Below are 17,692 nucleotides of genomic sequence, written 5' to 3'. Positions count from 1 at the left end.
AGGTCAGGCGTCCGACCTAGCCTGTCGATGGCAGGATTCCGTTGTCTCCTAAGCGTTCCGAGAAGCGGAACGACGTGTAGTTCGACCCGGGGTCGCTGTGGTGGATCAGCTTGCCGTCGCGCAGATCACGCGACCGGATGCCGTACTCGAGCGCGGCCAGGATCAGCTCGGTGTCGTACCGGTTGGAAGCCTTCCGGCCCACGATCCGGCGGGAGAACACGTCTCGGACGGGCGGCCAGCCGGAACACGCCTTCACCGGTCGGGATGCGGGGTGGCGTCGGCGACCCTAGAGGCGTTCACGGCTGACCCGGATGCCGTCACGGCGCAGTTGCCGGTGCACCCGTCCGCGCCACAGGTGAAGCCGGAAGCCTCTCAGATCTCATGAATATTGGAGAGCAGGCCGAGGTCGACCAGGTCGCGGCCTTGAGGACCCGTTCGCCCAGCGCAGCTCGGCGTTCTCCTGAGCCAGCCGGCGGTTTTCCGCCGTTACGTCGACCGAAGGTGTCGGATTCGGGCAGGGGTGTTCGTAGTTATGGCGAGGGGCAGCCTGCGAGCGTGCTGTCGCGGTGACAGGAGGTGATGGGTGATGCACCAGTGCGTCAAGGTCTGCTGCATGTTCGATCTCGTCGGCCCATTGCCACCGCGATTCTTCTCCGAGGTGCCGAACGAGGCGTCCTGGCCCTCGGTATTCGCGATTACCGGGACGGCTACTTCGCGGGCCGGGCTCTGTGTGGCGGCTCCGGGCGCTCGCTGGCTGGAGGAGCCGGTGGCCCGGCTTCATGCGTTCACCACGCTGACGAGTGTCCAGGCTGTTGCGGTTGATCATTGAGAGGTAGGGGCATGGCAAAGCTGATATATGTGAACAACGTGTCGCTTGACGGCTACATGGAGGACGAACGCGGCGCGTTCGCCTGGTTGCCGATGGACGACGAGGTGTTCGTTGTCTACACCGATCTCCTGCGGTCCGTGGGCACGTTTCTCTACGGGCGGCGACTGTACGAGGCGATGGCGGTCTGGGAGACCGACGCCGCTCTGGCCGCGCAGTCCGACCTCATGGCCGACTTCGCAAGCGCCTGGCAGGCAGCGGGAAAGGTCGTGTACTCCACGACCCTCGCCGCGGTGTCGACCGCCGATACCCGACTCGAACGCCGCTTCGACCCCGCTGCGGTACGCGAACTGAAGGCCACGGCCAGTAGCGATCTCACCGTTGGAGGTGCACACCTCGCGGCGCAGGCTCTTGAGGCCGGGCTGGTCGACGAGTGCCAGCTGTTCGTCTGGCCCGTGGTCGTCGGCGGGGGTAAGCCGGGCCTGCCGACCGGCATGCGCGTCGACCTCGAACTCCTCGATGAGCGCCGATTCCGAAACGGCGTCGTACGCCTCCGCTACCGCCCTCTCGGGCAGTGAACGACGGCCCCGCCCCGATCGCCAGCGCTTGCTCGACGGCGCAGCGCTGACGGCTGATCCGGCCGGACGAGGTCGACCATCGCCAACTCCGGTTGCGTCTCGTTGCAGTGTGCGGGGGCGTCAAGCGCCGCGTCGGGACGGCGGTGGCGATCCTGGCCTCCGGGCGGGCCTCGACCGGCCGAGGTGGACTGCTGGTCGACCGCCTCCAGGACCGGGTCGTGGTCGGCGTCAGCGATCCCCGGACGCGCGGCGCGCGGCCTGGTCAGCTTCGTCGGGTGCGCCCCGCCCGGCGCCGATGGGTCTGTGCCGCCGATGCTGCACGGCCGCGCCACCCCGCGATGTGGGCGAGCGGTCCGGCGTGACCTCCCGGAGCGCATCGGAGAGGGCCACGCACTCGGGAAAGTCCTCGTGACCGTCGTCTGACCGGCGGCATCCGGATCCGCCGCTGTCGAGGCGTGCCGCCCCCGTGAGTGCGGTCGGTAGATGCAGGTCAGCAGTCGCTGGCCGGACGCCGCCGTCAGCCGATTTCGCCGGCTCCAGGAGCGACGAGCCGTTGTCCGGCAGCCTGCGCGACCGTTCATCCCAGCTCGTCCGCGGCAGCCCGATCACGAGCCGGAATCGGGGGAGCAACCGTGGGGCGGCCCGGCGTCGAGTCGACCCGGCGCCGGCGCGGTTCGATCCCTCATCCCGAGCACACTGTTGCCCCCGCCGCCGGCGATCCTCTACGGTCGGTTGAAGCGGTGGGCGGTGCGGTCCGCATCCGACCGACACCGCCGGGAGCCCGTCGCGCGGGCCGGGATGGTGGAGTCCCGGGCCACCCCGCCGGCGGTCGTCGCGGCGGTCGTGTGACTCCAGCTCGTACTCCGGGTGGTGCTGCCCGGCGCGGCTTCGCGCGGAGCCGACGGCGAGCGGGCCACGCCGATCCCCACCGGAGAATCCCGTGTTCCTCAGCCCGCACGAGCAGGACCGCCTGCTCGTCCACGTCGCGGCCGACGTCGCTCGCCGCCGCCGCGAGCGCGGCCTGCGACTCAACTATCCCGAAGCCGTCGCGATCATCGTCGCCTTCCTGCTCGAAGGGGCCCGCGACGGACGGTCGGTGGTCGACCTGATGTCCGCCGGCCGGACGGTGCTCGGCCGCGAGGACGTCCAGGACGGCATCCCCGAGATGCTGAGGGAGGTGCAGGTGGAGGCGACGTTCCCGGACGGTACCAAGCTCGTGACGGTGCACCACCCGATCCCGTGATCCCCGGGGAGATCCTGCCGGCGGCCGGACCGGTCGAGATCAACGTGGGCCGGCCGGTGACCACAGTGGTCGTGGTAAACACCGCCGACCGTCCGGTGCAGGTCGGCTCGCACTACCACTTCGCCGAGGCCAACCCGGCGCTGGCGTTCGACCGGGCCGTCGCCTGGGGCCGGCGTCTCGCCGTTCCGGCGGGTACCTCGGTCCGGTTCGAGCCGGGCGTGAGCCGCGTCGTCGAGCTGGTCCCGCTCGGCGGCGCCCGCGTCGTACCAGGCCTCCGCGGCGAGTGCGCCGGACCGCTGGACGGGGCGTCACCGCCAGCGCCGGAAACAGCCGCGCCGGGAACAAATGCGCCGACAACAGGCGGGCCGGCGCGGTGAGCGCCGTGCGGCGGGACCGCTACATCGACCTGTACGGGCCGACCACCGGCGACCGCATCCGGCTGGCCGACACGAGCCTGCTGATCGAGGTGGAGACCGACCACTGCGTGGGCGGCGACGAGGCGGTCTTCGGCGGCGGGAAGGTGATTCGCGAGTCGATGGGCCAGTCGCGGGCGACCCGCGCCGAGGGCGCCCTCGACACCGTCGTCACCGGCGCGGTGGTGCTCGACCACTGGGGCGTGGTCAAGGCCGACGTGGGTCTGCGCGACGGGCGGATCGTCGCGCTGGGCCGGGCCGGCAATCCGGACACCATGCCCGGCGTCCACCCTCAGCTGGTCATCGGCCCGGCTACCGAGGTCATCGCCGGGAACGGCCGGATCCTCACGGCCGGCGCCGTCGACACCCACGTGCACTTCATCTGCCCGGAGATCGTCACCGAGGCGCTCGCAAGCGGCATCACCACACTCGTCGGCGGCGGCACCGGCCCCGCCGAGGGCACCCGGGCCACGACTGTCACCCCGAACGCCTGGTACCTGGCCCGCATGCACGAGGCGCTGGACACGCTGCCGGTCAACGTGCTGCTGCTCGGCAAGGGCAACACCGTCTCGCCGGAGGCGCTGTGGGAGCAGTTGCGCGCCGGCGCGGGCGGTTTCAAGCTGCACGAGGACTGGGGCACCACACCGGCGGCGATCGACGCCTGCCTGCGGGTGGCGGACGCCTCCGGGGTGCAGGTGTCCATTCACACCGACACCCTCAACGAGGCCGGTTTCGTGGCCGACACGCTGCAGGCTATCGCCGGCCGGGCCATCCACTCGTACCACACCGAGGGTGCGGGAGGCGGGCACGCGCCGGACATCATCACGGTGGCCGGCGAGCCCAACGTGCTGCCGTCGTCGACCAACCCGACCCGGCCGTACACCGCCAACACCCTCGCCGAGCACCTGGACATGCTGATGGTCTGCCACCATCTCAACCCGTCCGTGCCGGAGGACCTGGCCTTCGCCGAGAGCCGTATCCGGCCGTCCACCATGGCCGCCGAGGACCTGCTGCACGACCTCGGCGCGATCTCCATCATCGGCTCCGACTCGCAGGCGATGGGCCGGGTGGGCGAGGTGATCCTGCGAACCTGGCAGAGCGCCCACGTCATGAAGGAGCGGGTCGGCGCGCTGCCCGGCGACGGCGCGGCCGACAACCACCGGGCCCGCCGGTACGTGGCGAAGTACACCATCTGCGCGGCGATGGCGAACGGGCTGGACCGGGAGATCGGCTCGGTCGAGCCGGGCAAGCTGGCCGACCTGGTGCTGTGGGATCCGGCGTTCTTCGGCGTACGACCGCACCTGGTGCTCAAGGGCGGCATGATCGCGTACGCCCAGATGGGTGACGCCAACGCGTCCATCCCGACGCCGCAGCCGATGCTGCCGCGACCGATGTTCGGGGCGTACGGCGCCGCGGCGTCTGCGACCAGCCTGGCGTTCGTCGCGCCCGCCGCCCTCGACGCCGGGCTGCGCCTGAACGTACGGCGAAGGGTGGTGCCCGTCGCGGACGTGCGCTCGCGGGGCAAGGCCGACCTGCCGGAGAACGACGCGATGCCCCGGATCGAGGTGGACCCGGACACCTTCACCGTGCGGATCGACGGTCAGGTGGTGGAGCCGGACCCGGTGCCACGCCTGCCGATGGCCCAGCGGTACTTCCTGTTCTGATGGCCACGTCGAGCCTGCTCCTGCTGCTGGCCGACGGTCGTTTCCCGGCCGGCGCGCACGCCCACTCCGGCGGCCTGGAGGCCGCCGTCGCCGCCGGCCGGGTCACCGGCCTGGCCTCGTTGGAGGCGTTCCTGGCCGGCCGGCTGGCCACCGCCGGGCTGGTCGGTGCGGCGTTCGCGGCGGCGGCGCACCGGGCGGTGACCTCGGCCGGTCCCGCCGTACGCGGGTCCACGCTGGCGTCGCTCGACGCGGAGCTGGACGCCCGGACGGCGGCGCCGGCGCTGCGCACGGTGTCCCGTCGCCAGGGACGTGCTCTGCTGCGCGCGGGCCGGGCCATCTGGCCGGAGGCGCCCTTCGACGACCTGCCCGCCACACCTGGCGGGGCACACCAGCCGCTTGTGCTCGGGCTGCTGTGCGCCGCCGCCGGTCTGAACCGCGCCGAGACCGCCACGGTCGCCGCCCACGGGACGGTGACCGGTGCGGCCAGTGCGGCCGTTCGCCTGCTCGGCCTCGACCCGTACCGGGTCCAGGCCCTGCTTGTGGGTCTCGCCGGCCTGTGCGACGGCACCGCCGCCGCCGCGGCCCGGGCCGCCGACGATCCACCCGAGCGGCTGCCCGCGGCAGCCGCGCCCCTTGCCGACATCCATGCCGAAGCTCATGCCACCTGGGAGGTGCGTCTCTTTGCGTCCTGAAACCGTTGCGCCCGATGCCGACCGGAACCCTGCCCCGCACGACGAGACCGTTCCGCACACCCACCCCGAACCGGGGGCGGACCCGCATCCGCCCCTGGCGCAAGCCGGGCGGGCGCTGCGCGTCGGTATCGGCGGGCCGGTCGGATCCGGCAAGACCGCCCTGGTGGCGGCCCTGTGCCGGGCGTTCGCCGGCGAGCTGCGGCTCGGCGTGGTCACAAACGACATCTACACGACCGAGGACGCCGACTTCCTCAAGCGGGCCGGCGTCCTGGACCCGAGCCGGATCCGTGCCGTGGAGACCGGGTGCTGCCCGCACACCGCCATCCGGGACGACATCGGGGCCAACCTCGACGCCGTGGACGAGTTGGCCGAGGCGGTCGGCCCGCTGGACCTGGTGCTTGTCGAGAGCGGCGGGGACAACCTGACCGCCACCTTCAGCCGGGGCCTGGTGGACCGGCAGATATTCGTGGTCGACGTGGCCGGCGGGGACAAGGTGCCGCGCAAGGGCGGACCCGGTGTGACGTCCGCCGACCTGCTCGTGATCAACAAGACCGACCTGGCCCCGATGGTGGGCGCGGACCTTTCCGTCATGGACCGGGACGCGCGGGCCCGGCGCGGCGACCTGCCGACCGTTTTCCTGTCGATCGTCGGCGACACGGCGGCGGGGCCGGTCGCCGACTGGATCCGCCACGAACTGGCCCACCACGCGGCAGTGCATCCGGTCGCCGCGCGGGGCGGCCCGGCCTGATGCGCGCGTACGCCCGGCTGGCGGCCCGGGCCGACGGCCGGGGCGGCACGGTCCTCGCCGAGCTGCGCGGTGAGACGCCGCTGCTGCTGCGACAGACCCCCGGCACCGGTCGTGCCGTGACCGTGTACGTCGTCGGCGGGGCGGCCGGCCCGCTCGCCGGCGACGACCTGCGGCTGGACATCGACGTGGGACCGGGGGCGGCGGTGCGGATACACACCGTCGCCGCCTCGGTCGCACTGCCCGGCCGGCCCGGCGTCGTGTCGCGGATGGCGGTCCGCGCCGTGGTGCACGACGGCGGCGCACTGCACTGGCTGCCCGAGCAACTGGTCGCGGCGGCCGGCTGCGCGCATCTCGCCGAGTCCCGGGTGGAGCTGGCCGCCGGGGCGAGGCTGACCTGGCGCGACGAGGTGATCTGCGGCCGGTACGGCGAGGCGCCGGGCGGCGCCGTCGTCCACACCCGGGTCGACTACGACGGCCGGCCGCTGCTGCGCCAGTCGCTGGCCGTGGGACCGGGTGCGCCCGGCTGGGCCGGCCCCGCGGTGCTCGGCGGCGCACCGGCCAGCGGGTCGCTGCTGGTGGTGGACCCGTCGCTTCTCCACGAGACCGCGACGGTCGAGGGCACAGTCGCCCGGCTGCCCCTGGCGGGCGGTCCGGCGACACTGTGGACCGCCACCGCTGCCGACGCGCACACGCTGCGCGCCCACCTCGAAGGCGAGCCGCTGCTCACCGAGGTGTAGGGAGGCGAAGGCCGGCCGCCTCGGCGTTGTCGCGGCGACCCGCCGGGTCGAGGCGGGCGATCAGGTCGGCGAGATGGTCGAGCAGGGCGGTGCCGGCCGGTACGCCCGCCTCGGCGAGGCAGGTCCGGACCCGCTCGTCGAGGCGGGCGTGCTCGCGGCGGCCCCGGGTGGTCAGGTAGGCCCGGATACGTCTGCGGTCCAGCGGGTCGATCCGCCGGAACACCAGGTTACGGTCGACGAGCTGGTCGACCAGCTTGGTGAGGGTCCCGGGCGGCAGCGACGCCTCGGCGGACACCTCGCTCATCGGATGGCCCTGACCGTCGGCGAGCAGGCAGAGCACCCGCCACGCCTCGGTGGTCAGGTCGTCGTCGGCCAGTACGGCGGCCAACCGGCGGGAGAGCAGCCGTTCGGCGCGGGTGAGCGAGCGCAGCAGATCGGCTGGCGCCCCGGGCACGTCTGACATGGAACTCCCTGGGCCGGTGGCCCTGTCATGGTAGCGACTCGTCCCGCTCCGTGGAGAGCTGTGGTTTTCCCACGTCGGCCGGGCAATCATGGGCTCATGTCCGCGCCGGCACCGCCGTGGCTCACAGTCGATCGGGCCGTGGTCGGCATCGCGCTGGTGTACCCGATGCGCGGGCCGGCGGGAATGTTCGGCCCGACCTGCGAACTCTGTGCCCAGCTCGCGGTCGAGGAGATCAACGCCGGTGGCGGGGTGCTGGGCCGCGAGGTGCGGCTGGTGCCGGTCGACGGTGGCGCCCCGCCGGCCGAGGTGGCCGCCCAGGTGGAGGCGCTGGTGTCGGTGGGTGCCGTGCAGGGCGTGACCGGCTGGCACATCTCCTCGGTGCGGCAGGCGCTCGCGCCCCGGGTCGCGCACCGCGTGCCGTACGTCTACACCGCCCTGTACGAGGGCGGTGAGCGTACCGAGGGGGTCTATCTGACCAGCGAGACGCCGGACGCCCAGCTGTGGCCGGCGATGCGGCTGCTCGCGGGGGAGCAGGGCGTGCGCCGCTGGTTCGTGGTCGGCAACGACTACGTGTGGCCCCGGCGCACCGCGCGGGCGGCTCAGCGGTACGCGTTGCGCGGCGGTGGCCGCGTGGTGGGCCAGGCGTTCCTGCCGTTGGAGACGCACGACTTCGACGACGTGTTGCGCCGGATCGAGCGCAGCGAGGCCGATGCCGTGGTGATGCTGCTCGTCGGCGCGGACGCGGTGCGGTTCAACCGGGCGTTCGCGCGTGCCGCGATGGACCAGCGCTGCCTGCGGCTGAGCACCCTGATGGACGAGAACATGCTGCTGGCCAGCGGGGCGGGTGCGACGCGACGGCTCTACAGCGCGGCGGGCTTCTTCGCCGGCCTCGTGACGCAGGAGAACCTCGACTTCCACGGCGAGTTCGCCCACCGGTTCGGGGTGGAGGCGCCGCCGCTGGGCAGCCTGGGGGAGTCCTGCTACGAGGGCGTGATGCTGCTCGCCGCCCTGATCGGGCAGGCCCGCACCCTCGACGTACGGGCGATCGAGACGGCTGCCGACACGGTGGCGTACCACGGGCCGCGCGGCCGGCTGCAGCTGCGCCGGCGGCACGTGCGCCAGCGGATCTACCTCGCCGAGGCCGACGGCCTGGACTTCACCGTGCTCGCCCAGATCTGACCGTCCGATGCGGACCCTTGACACGTCCACCCGGCCCGGCCCTAAGATACTTCCTGCGTGAAGTATCTGTCCCGGAGGATGGATACCGCGATCTTCTGTCCACCGTCGGCGAAATGCGTCCGCCGACCTCGTGGTGGCAATTCTTCACCGCACTGACCACGGCTGAAACAGTCTTGCATCCGACGGTTTCAGTCGTCGTGGCGTGCTCTCTCTCCGCTGCGTGGGAAACAGTCAATTAAGGGCTGGGAAACGTTAACGCAATCATGCCGGTCGACGCTTTGCGTGCCCATGACCGACGCGATGACCACAGGCGACGTCCACCCGTCGACCCCGCATCGCCGACTCCACCGGACCGCACCGCCCGTCCTTTCGCTTCTTGAGTGCACCGCAGGGAGATTAGATGTCACTTCTTCGGAGCCGCCGCATCCTGGCGGGTGCCATGACCCTCGTCGCCGCGGCGGCCATGACCGCGTGCGGCAGCAAGACCAGCGACGAGGGCGGCGCGGCCGGCGTCACCGCCGACGTCTCCGGCGACACCGTCAAGGTGGGCCTGCTCAACTCGCTCTCCGGCACCATGGCGATCAGCGAGGTCACCGTCCGCGACTCCATCATGCTCGCCGTCGAGGAGATCAACGCGGCCGGCGGCGTCCTCGGCAAGAAGATCCAGCCGGTCGGGGAGGACGGCGCCTCGGACTGGCCCACCTTCGCGGAGAAAGCCGAGAAGCTCATCTCCGAGGACCGGGTCGCGGCCGTTTTCGGGTGCTGGACGTCGGCCAGCCGCAAGGCGGTCAAGCCGGTGTTCGAGAAGAACAAGGCGCTGCTGTTCTACCCGGTGCAGTACGAGGGTCTGGAACAGTCGCCCTACATCTTCTACACGGGCGCGACGACCAACCAGCAGATCGTCCCCGGGCTCGACTACCTCAAGGCTCAGGGAACGAAATCGGTCTACCTGGTCGGCAGCGACTACGTCTTCCCACGGACGGCCAACAAAATCATCAAGGCGTACGCGGCGGCGAACGGCATGACTGTGGTCGGCGAGGACTACGCGCCGCTCGGGTCCACCGAATTCGGCACGATCGTCAACAAGGTCAAATCGTCCGGCGCGAAGGCGGTCTTCAACACCCTCAACGGCGACAGCAACGTGGCGTTCTTCAAGGAGTACAAGTCGGCCGGGCTGACCGCCGCCGCGATGCCGGTGGTGTCGGTGTCCATCGCCGAGGAGGAGGTCAAGAGCATCGGCACCCAGTACCTGGAGGGCCAGCTGACCGCCTGGAACTACTACCAGACCACGCCCGGCACGGCGAACGGCAAGTTCGTGGCCGCGTACAAGGCGAAGTACGGCGCGGACAAGCCGACGAGCGACCCGATGGAGGCCGCCTACGTCAGCGTCTACCTGTGGAAGGCGATGGTCGAGAAGGCCGGCGCGTTCGACGTCGAGAAGGTCCGCGGCGCCTCCGACGGAATCACCTTCGACGCGCCGGAGGGCCTGGTCACCGTCGACGGCAAGACCCAGCACATCGCCAAGACCGCCCGCATCGGCAAGGTCGGCGCGGACGGCCTGATCACCGAGGTGTGGAACTCCGGCAAGCCGATCGCGCCGGATCCGTACCTCAAGACCTATCCGTGGGCGAGCGGCCTGAGCTGACGACGCCGGACCCGGGCGGGCACCGCGACGACGCGGCCCGCCCGGGGCCACCGACCAGCAGTACGGGAGTACCCACCGTGACAGTCCTCTTCGGTCAACTCTTCACCGGCATCAGCATCGGCGCGGTGCTGCTGCTCATCGCGCTCGGGCTGGCGCTGACCTTCGGCCAGATGAACGTCATCAACATGGCGCACGGCGAGTTCATCATGGCCGGCGCCTACACCACGTACGTGCTGCAACAGAGCATCACCGGCGCCGGTCTGTCGCTGCTGGTCGCGCTGCCTGTCGCGTTCGTGGTCGCCGGCACGATGGGGGTGCTGCTGGAGGTCCTGCTGATCCGCCGGCTCTACGCCCGTCCCCTGGACACCCTGCTGGTCACCTGGGGCGTGTCCCTGATGCTGCAGCAGCTCGCCCGGGACGTCTTCGGCAGTCCGAACGTGCAGACCCGCGCGCCGGAGCTGCTCACCGGCAACGTGGCCCTGCCCGGCGGGCTGACGGTCGCCAACAACCGGCTGTTCATCCTGGCCCTGGCCCTGGCCGCCGTCGCCGCCCTCACCCTGGCGCTGCGGCTCACCCCGTTGGGACGCCGGATCCGCGCGGTCGTGCAGAACCGCGACCTCGCCGCGGTGTCCGGCATCCCCACCGCCCGGGTCGACCGGACGACCTTCTTCCTCGGCTCGGGCCTGGCCGGGCTCGCCGGGGTGGCGCTCACCCTGCTCGGCCCGATCGGCCCGACCATGGGCACCAACCTGATCATCGACGCCTTCCTGGTCGTCGTGGTCGGCGGGATCGGCCAGCTCAAGGGCAGCGTGATCGTCGCCTTCGCCCTCGGGGTCCTCCAGGCCACCGGGGAGTACCTCACCACCCTCAGCGTCGCCAAGGTGATCGTCTTCGTGGCGATCGTCGCGTTCCTCCAGTGGCGGCCACAGGGCCTGTTCACCCTGCGGACCAGGAGCCTCGCATGACCGCCGTGACACCCGCGCCGCCGAGCACCGCCGGCGCACCGGCCCCGGCCGACGTCGCGCCGGCGAGCCGGTCCGGTCGCCGGTCCCGGCTGCGCGCGGCGGCGGGGTTCGCGTTCGGCGCGGCGCTGCTGTTCGCCGTCGCGCCGCTGGCGCTGTCGGACTTCCGGCTGTCCCTGCTCGCCAAATACCTGTGCGTCGCCATGGTGGCCGTCGGCATCGGCATCGCCTGGGGACGCGGCGGCATGCTCACCCTCGGCCAGGGCGTCTTCTTCGGCCTGGGCGGCTACGCGATGGCCATGCATCTCAAGCTCGCCGACGCGGGTCCCGGTGGGATGCCCGACTTCATGCAGCTGTACGGGCAGCTCGACGAACTGCCGGTCTGGTGGCGGCCGTTCGCCAGCCCGTGGTTCGCGCTGCCGGCCACGGTGCTGCTGCCGATGGCGGTCGCCTTCGGGCTCGGCTCACTGGTGTTCCGCCGCCGGGTGCGGGGCGCGTACTTCGCCATCCTCAGCCAGGCGCTCGCCGCCGCCATGGTGATCCTGTTGATCGGCCAGCAGGGGACCACTGGTGGCACCAACGGGCTCACCGACATCCAGGGCTTCTTCGGTTACGACCTGGACGACCCGGTCAACCAGCGGATGGTCTACTTCATCATCGCCGGCGTCCTGCTCGCGCTGCTCGCGCTGGCCCGCCAGATCGTCCACAGCCGCTACGGGGAACTGCTGGTGGCGGTGCGGGACAGCGAGGAGCGGGTCCGTTTCCTCGGCTACGACCCGGCGTCGGTCAAACTCGTCGCCTACGTGGTGGCGGCGGGCATGGCGGGCCTCGCCGGCGCGCTGTTCGTGCCGGCGGTGGGCATCATCTCGCCCGCCCTCATCGGCATCGTCCCGTCGATCGAGTTCGTCATCGGTGTGGCGGTGGGCGGCCGGGCCACGCTGCTCGGGCCGGTGCTCGGCGCGGTGGCGGTCGCCTGGGCGCGTACCGCCCTCTCCGAACGTTTCCCGGGCACCTGGACGTACCTGCAGGGTCTGCTGTTCGTGGTGGTGGTGGCGTTCCTTCCCGGCGGCCTGGCGTCGCTGTGGGCGCTGGCCCGCCGCCCCGCGAAGCGGGCGGAGGTGGAGACACCGTGAGCGACGACCGGCTGGACGGGCTGTCCGTCCGTGACGTGCGGGTCAGCTTCGACGGCTTCACCGCCGTCGACGGCGTCTCGCTGGAGGTGCCCGCCGGTGACATCCGATTCCTGATCGGGCCGAACGGCGCCGGCAAGACCACAGTGGTCGACGCGATCACCGGTCTCGTGCGGGCCACCGGCTCGGTGTGCTTCGGCGACCAGGAGCTGCTGGGCCGCCCGGTGCACCGGATCAGCCGGCTCGGTATCGGCCGGACGTTCCAGACGTCGACGGTCTTCGAGGAGCTGTCGGTCGTGCAGAACCTCGACATCGCCGCGGGCGCACGCCGGAGCTGGGCCACCCTGGCCCGGCGCCGGCGGGGGATCCCCGACGAGGTGGCCGCCGCGCTGGAGACCGTCGGGCTCACCGGCCGGGCCGACCAGCTCGCCGGCACCCTCGCGCACGGCCAGAAGCAGTGGTTGGAGATCGGCATGCTGCTTGTGCAGGACGCGCGGCTGCTGCTGCTCGACGAGCCGGTCGCCGGGATGAGTCACGAGGAGCGCGACGCCACTGGCGCCCTGCTGGAGACGGTGAGCCGGGACCGCACGGTGGTGGTGATCGAGCACGACATGGACTTCCTGCGTCGCTTCGCGCGCAGCGTCACCGTGCTGCACGCGGGGAAGGTGCTCAGCGAGGGCACCGTGGCGCAGGTCCAGGCGGACCCGCGCGTGCAGGAGGTCTACCTCGGCCACCCGGTCGACGCCGGGCGGGTCCCCAGCCCTCTGGAGGCATGATGCTGACTCTGCGCGGGGTGCACGCCGGATACGGGCGTTCCCGGGTGCTGCACGGCGTGGACCTCGCCGTCCCGCCCGACGGGGTGGCCGCGGTGCTCGGGCACAACGGCGCCGGCAAGAGTACCCTGCTGCGGGTCGCGGCGGGCCTGCTGCGCCCGAGTGCCGGCACCGTCGAGCTGGACGGCGAGGACGTCACCCGGCTCGCGCCGCACGAGCGGGTGGCGCGCGGCATGGCGTACGTCCCGCAGGGCCAGCAGTGCTTCCCGCACCTGACGGCGGCGGAGAACCTGCGCCTCGTCGCCGACGCCCGGCGCGACGGCGCGGTGGCGACGGCGGAGGCGCTGGACCTGTTCCCGGCGCTGCGTCCGCTGCTGCGGCGGCGGGCCGGGCTGCTCTCCGGTGGCCAGCGTCAGCAACTCGCCATCGCCCGCGCGTTGATCACCCGGCCACGACTGCTCATGCTCGACGAACCGACCGAGGGCATCCAGCCGTCGGTGGTCGCCGAGATCCAGGAGCGGATCGTCGAGCTGACCCGGCAGTCCGGCTTCAGCGTGCTGCTCGTCGAGCAGCACCTCGGGTTCGCGCTGCGGGTGGCGAACCGCTACCACGTCCTCGAATCCGGCCGGGTCACCTCGCACGGCGACGGGGGAGTGACGGCGGAGCGGGAGGTACGCGCGGCCCTCGCGGTCTGACCCGATACGTCGGTATCGATTTACATTGACAGCCGTCTTCACTACCATCGTGGCTGGGAGTCGCCAAGCGCTGCTGGGCAGCAGTGCCGTCCACCTGGTGGGCGGCTTGAACCGATCGGCGTCATCTTCTCCGGGGTGGGCACCCAGCGAGGGTCACTGGGCGTCGGCGCATCCACTGGAGCATCATGAAAATCTCACGGACAGCACGCCGTCTGGGACTGGCCGGGGTCGCAGTTCTCGTCGCCTCGTTCACGATGGTCGTGGTCAACCAGGCCGGTCCGGCCTCGGCGCACGGATCGGTCACCAACCCGCCGTCACGCAACTACGGATGTTACGAGCGCTGGGGTTCCGACCACCTCAACCCCACGATGGCCCAGACCGACCCGATGTGCTGGCAGGCGTGGCAGGCCAACCCGAACACCATGTGGAACTGGAACGGCCTGTACCGCGAGAATGTCGGCGGCAACCACCAGGCCGCCGTGCCGGACGGGCAGCTGTGCAGCGGCGGCCGCACCCAGAACGGCCTGTACGCCTCGCTCGACGCGGTCGGCGCGTGGACCGCGAAGCCGATGCCGAACAACTTCACGCTGACGCTGACCGACGGTGCCAAGCACGGTGCCGACTACATGCTGATCTACATCACCAAGCAGGGCTTCGACCCGACCACCCAGCCCCTCACCTGGAACAGCCTCGAACTGGTACTCCGCACCGGCAGCTACCCGACCACCGGGCTCTACGAGGCGCAGGTGAACGCGGGCAACCGCACCGGGCGGCACGTCGTCTACACCATCTGGCAGGCGTCCCACCTCGACCAGCCGTACTACCTCTGCAGTGACGTGATCTTCGGCGGCGGCGGCAACCCGCCGCCGACGACCCCGCCGCCCACCACGCCGCCGCCCACCACCCCGCCGCCGACGACTCCGCCGCCCACCACGCCGCCGCCGGCCGGAAACGGTGCCTGCACCGCCACCTTCCGCAAGACGAACGAGTGGTCCGGTGGATTCGGCGCCGAGGTCACCGTCCGGGCCGGCAACGCCGCCATCTCCGGGTGGACTGTGGCGTGGACCTGGCCCAACGGCCAGAGCATCACCAACTCCTGGAACGCGACGGTCACGTCGAGCGGTTCGTCGGTCTCCGCGTCGAACGTCGCCTACAACGGTTCCCTGAGCGCCAACGCCAGCACCAGCTTCGGCTTCAACGCCTCCTGGAACGGCACCAACTCCACACCCACCCTCACCTGCACCGCCCGGTAACAGCATCTGCGGTGGGGTGGCGCGGCACGCGCCACCCCACCGTCGGCGCGCTCCGCCACCATCAGGAACCGCGACGAGGTGAAGAACGATCATGATTTCCCGGGTAGGCGTCGGCGGCTGGTACCGGAGCCACGTCGTGTGGATCGAGGTGTGCCTGCTGGCCGCGTCGATCGGTGTGGCCGCCGTGGCCACCGCGACCACCCCGAAGACGGACCGGGCGGTTCTCCACCAAGAGATCCTGACCCGGATGCGTACGACCCTCGAGCAGGCGGACCCGGCGCAGCATCAACACGCCGGGCACACCGCTGCCCAGGTACCGGCCGGAGAGCAGGGCGCGCCGGCGATCGTCTGCGGAGTCCATGTCTACGGTTACGAGCCCGCCGGGGCCGCCACAATGGCCGACGTCGCGACGGTCTACGGCTTCCACCTCTGCGGCGTCGCCGAACAGAAGCGCCACTGGGACGGAGCGGTCAAACTCGTCGGTCCGGTGATCATGGACATGACCACCCGACCTCCCGGCATTCAGGTGGTCGAGGCGACCGCCGACGTCAGGTTCGTCGACCGGCTACGGGAGATGTTCCCCGACAAGTACGAGGAACTGGCACTCAGGGAAGCGCTTCCTCCATCGGAGATGGCCGACCTGCGGCGCCGGTACGACGCCGCCGCCGGCCTCTGACCACGCCGGATCGGCGTGCAACGGACCGAGACCGTGCGAGGCGCGGGGGTAGCTGTGGCACTCGTTCACGCGCGCGGCGGGTCCAGGAAGCGCTGCGCCAGGTCGGCGAGGGTGTCGGCGGTGTGGTCGACGGGCGCGGTCGGCAGCACGATGTGGCTGACGACCAGTCGCGCGAGGGATTCGGCACCGACGGTGACGTCATCGGGCGGCACCCGGGGCAGGTGCGTGTCCGCCCACTCCCTCAGCACCGTGACGGCGGCGGCCAGGGCCAGGTCGGCGCGGGTGGTCAGGTAGGGGAGCAGGGCGTCGGTGCCTCGGGCGCTGTTGAGGACGGCTTTGACCAGCGGATCGGTCCCGGCCTGCGTCAACACGAACGTGACCGCGGCATGGACGGCGGCTCGCACGTCGCTGCCGTGGGCGGACAACGCCTCCCGCACACCGTCCATGAACCGGTCGATCTCGCGGTGGGCGATGGCTTCGCCCAGTCCGGCCTTGTTGGTGAACTCGTTGTAGAGCGTCTGCCTGCTCACGCCCACGCGGGCTGCCACGTCGGCCATTCGTACCGCGTCCCAGCCGCTGTCGATCGCCAGGTCGCGACCGGCCGTGATGACCGCGTCACGCAGGTGCCGGCGGGCGGTGTGGCGATAAGGCGGAGGGGCGGACATGGTGCGCCGAGTCTATCGACTGGACACACACACCTTCTGTGTCCACCGAATTGACGCAGCGGCAGATATTGTCAAGCGTGGTTATCCGTGTGACAGTCGACGCAGCGCTCGACACTCCGGAGGCGGGACATGCAGACCTCGACCGATGCTCCAGCAGTCGCCGCCGGTTGGCGTGACGGCAAGAAGCACCTGTGGCCACTGGCTCTCCTCGTGCCGGTGCTGCCGTTTCTGGCGTACGCGTTGTGGCGGGCCGGCGCGGGCCCCGCTGCCTGGTGGCTCACCCCGGCGGTGGTCTTCGGACTCATCCCGATCATCGACGTGCTGCTCGGTGACGACGGAGAGAACCCGCCCGACGACATCGCCCGGCGGTTGCAGGAGGTCCGTTACTACCGCTGGATCACGTTCCTGTTCCTACCGGTGCAGTACGCCGCACTGCTGCTCGGCGCATGGGTCTGGACGCGCGGCGGTCTCGGTGCCGCCGGCGCCGCCGGCCTGGTCGCCACCATCGGGATCGTCAACGGATTGGCCATCAACACCGCACACGAGCTCGGCCACAAGCGCGAGACGGTCGAGCGGTGGTTGTCGAAGATCGCACTCGCGCCCACCGGGTACGGCCACTTCTACGTCGAGCACAACCGCGGACACCATGTCCGTGTCGCCACACCGGAGGACCCGGCCAGCGCCAGGCTGGGGGAGAGCTTCTACTCGTTCTGGCCACGTACGGTCTGCGGCAGCCTCATCTCGGCGTGGCGGCTGGAGACCGGCCGCTTCCGGCTGCGCCACAAGAGCCCGTGGACGCTGCGTAACCACCTGCTCAACGCCGGGCTCATGACCGTCGTGCTCTTCGCCCTGCTGATCGCGGTGTTCGGGTGGCGGCTCGTGCCCTTCCTGTTCCTGCAGGCGATCGTCGGCTTCTCGCTGCTGGAAGCGGTCAACTATCTCGAGCACTACGGATTGTGCCGCCAGCGCACCGCCACCGGCCGCTTCGAGAAGGTCGACCCACGGCACAGCTGGAACAGTGACCGCGTCGTCACCAACGTGTTCCTCTTCCAGTTGCAACGCCACAGCGACCACCACGCCAACCCGCTGCGCCGCTACCAGACGCTGCGCAGCTTCGACGTCTCGCCGCGACTGCCCGGAGGCTACGCCTCGATGGTGTTGCTCGCTCTCGTCCCGCCGCTGTGGTATCGGGTGATGAACCCACGGGTTCTGGCGCACTACGGCGGCGACCTGAACCTCGCCAATCGCAACCCCCGCGCCGAGGCCCGGCTGCGTCGCCGCTACGGCCGGCCCGCAGCGGACACCACAGCGGTTCACGCCGCCTGACCCGACCCGGGAAGTGTGGGGCTG

20 protein-coding genes are annotated in these 17,692 nt (G+C 71.2%); 17 read left to right on the top strand and 3 right to left on the bottom strand.

All coding sequences use genetic code 11. The annotated features are described in order from the left end of the window. Nucleotides 1-16: 16 nt before the first annotated feature. Nucleotides 17-220 (bottom strand): DDE-type integrase/transposase/recombinase, encoded by a 204-nt coding sequence (locus tag O7546_RS18140; protein ID WP_281599629.1) that lies wholly within the window; start codon nucleotides 218-220, stop codon nucleotides 17-19. 393 nt (nucleotides 221-613) lie between these two features. On the opposite strand from O7546_RS18140, the gene O7546_RS18135 reads away from it, so the two are divergent. From O7546_RS18135 to O7546_RS18100, 8 genes are all read left to right on the top strand, one after another. Continuing rightward, a complete protein-coding gene (locus tag O7546_RS18135; RefSeq protein WP_281599627.1) occupies nucleotides 614-829 on the top strand; it encodes a hypothetical protein in 216 nt (71 codons plus the stop codon). A gap of 11 nt (nucleotides 830-840) precedes the next feature. Beyond that, nucleotides 841-1,404, top strand: coding sequence for a dihydrofolate reductase family protein (locus O7546_RS18130; protein WP_281599625.1), 564 nt, complete (start codon nucleotides 841-843; stop codon nucleotides 1,402-1,404). Between the two features lie 940 nt (nucleotides 1,405-2,344). Further along, nucleotides 2,345-2,647, top strand: a complete 303-nt coding sequence (locus tag O7546_RS18125) for an urease subunit gamma (protein ID WP_073827834.1) — start codon at nucleotides 2,345-2,347, stop codon at nucleotides 2,645-2,647. Beyond that, nucleotides 2,644-3,024, top strand: a complete 381-nt coding sequence (locus O7546_RS18120) for an urease subunit beta (RefSeq protein ID WP_281599621.1) — start codon at nucleotides 2,644-2,646, stop codon at nucleotides 3,022-3,024. Before O7546_RS18125 ends, O7546_RS18120 begins: the two co-directional genes overlap by 4 nt. Continuing rightward, nucleotides 3,021-4,724 carry an urease subunit alpha gene (locus O7546_RS18115; protein WP_281599619.1) on the top strand — a complete coding sequence of 568 codons (1,704 nt, stop codon included), beginning with the start codon at nucleotides 3,021-3,023 and terminating at the stop codon, nucleotides 4,722-4,724. Before O7546_RS18120 ends, O7546_RS18115 begins: the two co-directional genes overlap by 4 nt. Further along, nucleotides 4,724-5,416 carry an urease accessory UreF family protein gene (locus O7546_RS18110; protein ID WP_194802725.1) on the top strand — a complete coding sequence of 231 codons (693 nt, stop codon included), beginning with the start codon at nucleotides 4,724-4,726 and terminating at the stop codon, nucleotides 5,414-5,416. The genes O7546_RS18115 and O7546_RS18110 overlap by 1 nt, the downstream gene beginning before the upstream one ends. Before the next feature lie 94 nt (nucleotides 5,417-5,510). Then, entirely contained in the window at nucleotides 5,511-6,164 is a 654-nt protein-coding gene (gene ureG, locus O7546_RS18105) for an urease accessory protein UreG (RefSeq protein WP_228532795.1), read from the top strand. After that, nucleotides 6,164-6,901, top strand: a complete 738-nt coding sequence (locus tag O7546_RS18100; RefSeq protein WP_281599616.1) for an urease accessory protein UreD — start codon at nucleotides 6,164-6,166, stop codon at nucleotides 6,899-6,901. Before ureG ends, O7546_RS18100 begins: the two co-directional genes overlap by 1 nt. On the opposite strand, the gene O7546_RS18095 is transcribed toward O7546_RS18100, so the two are convergent. Continuing rightward, on the bottom strand, nucleotides 6,888-7,364 hold the full coding sequence (locus tag O7546_RS18095; RefSeq protein ID WP_194802728.1) for a MarR family transcriptional regulator: 477 nt from the start codon (nucleotides 7,362-7,364) through the stop codon (nucleotides 6,888-6,890). The two genes, O7546_RS18100 and O7546_RS18095, sit on opposite strands and share 14 nt — an antisense overlap. 96 nt (nucleotides 7,365-7,460) lie before the next feature. Here O7546_RS18095 and O7546_RS18090 point away from each other — a divergent pair, with 96 nt between their 5' ends. From O7546_RS18090 to O7546_RS18055, 8 genes are all read left to right on the top strand, one after another. Beyond that, nucleotides 7,461-8,543, top strand: a complete 1,083-nt coding sequence (locus O7546_RS18090) for a substrate-binding domain-containing protein (RefSeq protein ID WP_281599613.1) — start codon at nucleotides 7,461-7,463, stop codon at nucleotides 8,541-8,543. A 400-nt stretch (nucleotides 8,544-8,943) separates the two neighbouring features. Then, a complete protein-coding gene (gene urtA / locus O7546_RS18085) occupies nucleotides 8,944-10,188 on the top strand; it encodes an urea ABC transporter substrate-binding protein (RefSeq protein WP_194802730.1) in 1,245 nt (414 codons plus the stop codon). Between the two features lie 77 nt (nucleotides 10,189-10,265). Further along, entirely contained in the window at nucleotides 10,266-11,153 is an 888-nt protein-coding gene (gene urtB, locus O7546_RS18080) for an urea ABC transporter permease subunit UrtB (RefSeq protein ID WP_194802731.1), read from the top strand. After that, nucleotides 11,150-12,283: an urea ABC transporter permease subunit UrtC gene (urtC, locus tag O7546_RS18075; protein ID WP_194802732.1), complete on the top strand. Its 1,134-nt coding sequence runs from the start codon at nucleotides 11,150-11,152 to the stop codon at nucleotides 12,281-12,283. The genes urtB and urtC overlap by 4 nt, the downstream gene beginning before the upstream one ends. Continuing rightward, entirely contained in the window at nucleotides 12,280-13,056 is a 777-nt protein-coding gene (urtD, locus tag O7546_RS18070; RefSeq protein WP_194802733.1) for an urea ABC transporter ATP-binding protein UrtD, read from the top strand. The genes urtC and urtD overlap by 4 nt, the downstream gene beginning before the upstream one ends. Then, nucleotides 13,056-13,748: an urea ABC transporter ATP-binding subunit UrtE gene (gene urtE, locus O7546_RS18065; protein WP_064446439.1), complete on the top strand. Its 693-nt coding sequence runs from the start codon at nucleotides 13,056-13,058 to the stop codon at nucleotides 13,746-13,748. The genes urtD and urtE overlap by 1 nt, the downstream gene beginning before the upstream one ends. Nucleotides 13,749-13,933: 185 nt before the next feature. Then, complete coding sequence (locus O7546_RS18060; protein ID WP_194802734.1) at nucleotides 13,934-15,001, top strand: lytic polysaccharide monooxygenase; 1,068 nt, start codon at nucleotides 13,934-13,936, stop codon at nucleotides 14,999-15,001. A 91-nt stretch (nucleotides 15,002-15,092) separates the two neighbouring features. Continuing rightward, a complete protein-coding gene (locus O7546_RS18055; protein ID WP_194802735.1) occupies nucleotides 15,093-15,677 on the top strand; it encodes a hypothetical protein in 585 nt (194 codons plus the stop codon). Nucleotides 15,678-15,742: 65 nt separating this feature from the next. Here the strand turns inward: O7546_RS18055 and O7546_RS18050 are convergent, their stop codons facing one another. Continuing rightward, a complete protein-coding gene (locus tag O7546_RS18050; protein ID WP_281599606.1) occupies nucleotides 15,743-16,342 on the bottom strand; it encodes a TetR family transcriptional regulator in 600 nt (199 codons plus the stop codon). 129 nt (nucleotides 16,343-16,471) lie between these two features. On the opposite strand from O7546_RS18050, the gene O7546_RS18045 reads away from it, so the two are divergent. Further along, on the top strand, nucleotides 16,472-17,668 hold the full coding sequence (locus tag O7546_RS18045; RefSeq protein ID WP_194802737.1) for an alkane 1-monooxygenase: 1,197 nt from the start codon (nucleotides 16,472-16,474) through the stop codon (nucleotides 17,666-17,668). The last annotated feature ends 24 nt before the right edge of the window (nucleotides 17,669-17,692 follow it).

The organism is Micromonospora sp. WMMA1976 (assembly GCF_027497335.1).
Taxonomy (GTDB): domain Bacteria; phylum Actinomycetota; class Actinomycetes; order Mycobacteriales; family Micromonosporaceae; genus Micromonospora; species Micromonospora aurantiaca.
The sequence above is the reverse complement of the archived record's forward strand: the minus strand, read 5'-3'. Positions and strand labels throughout refer to the sequence as shown.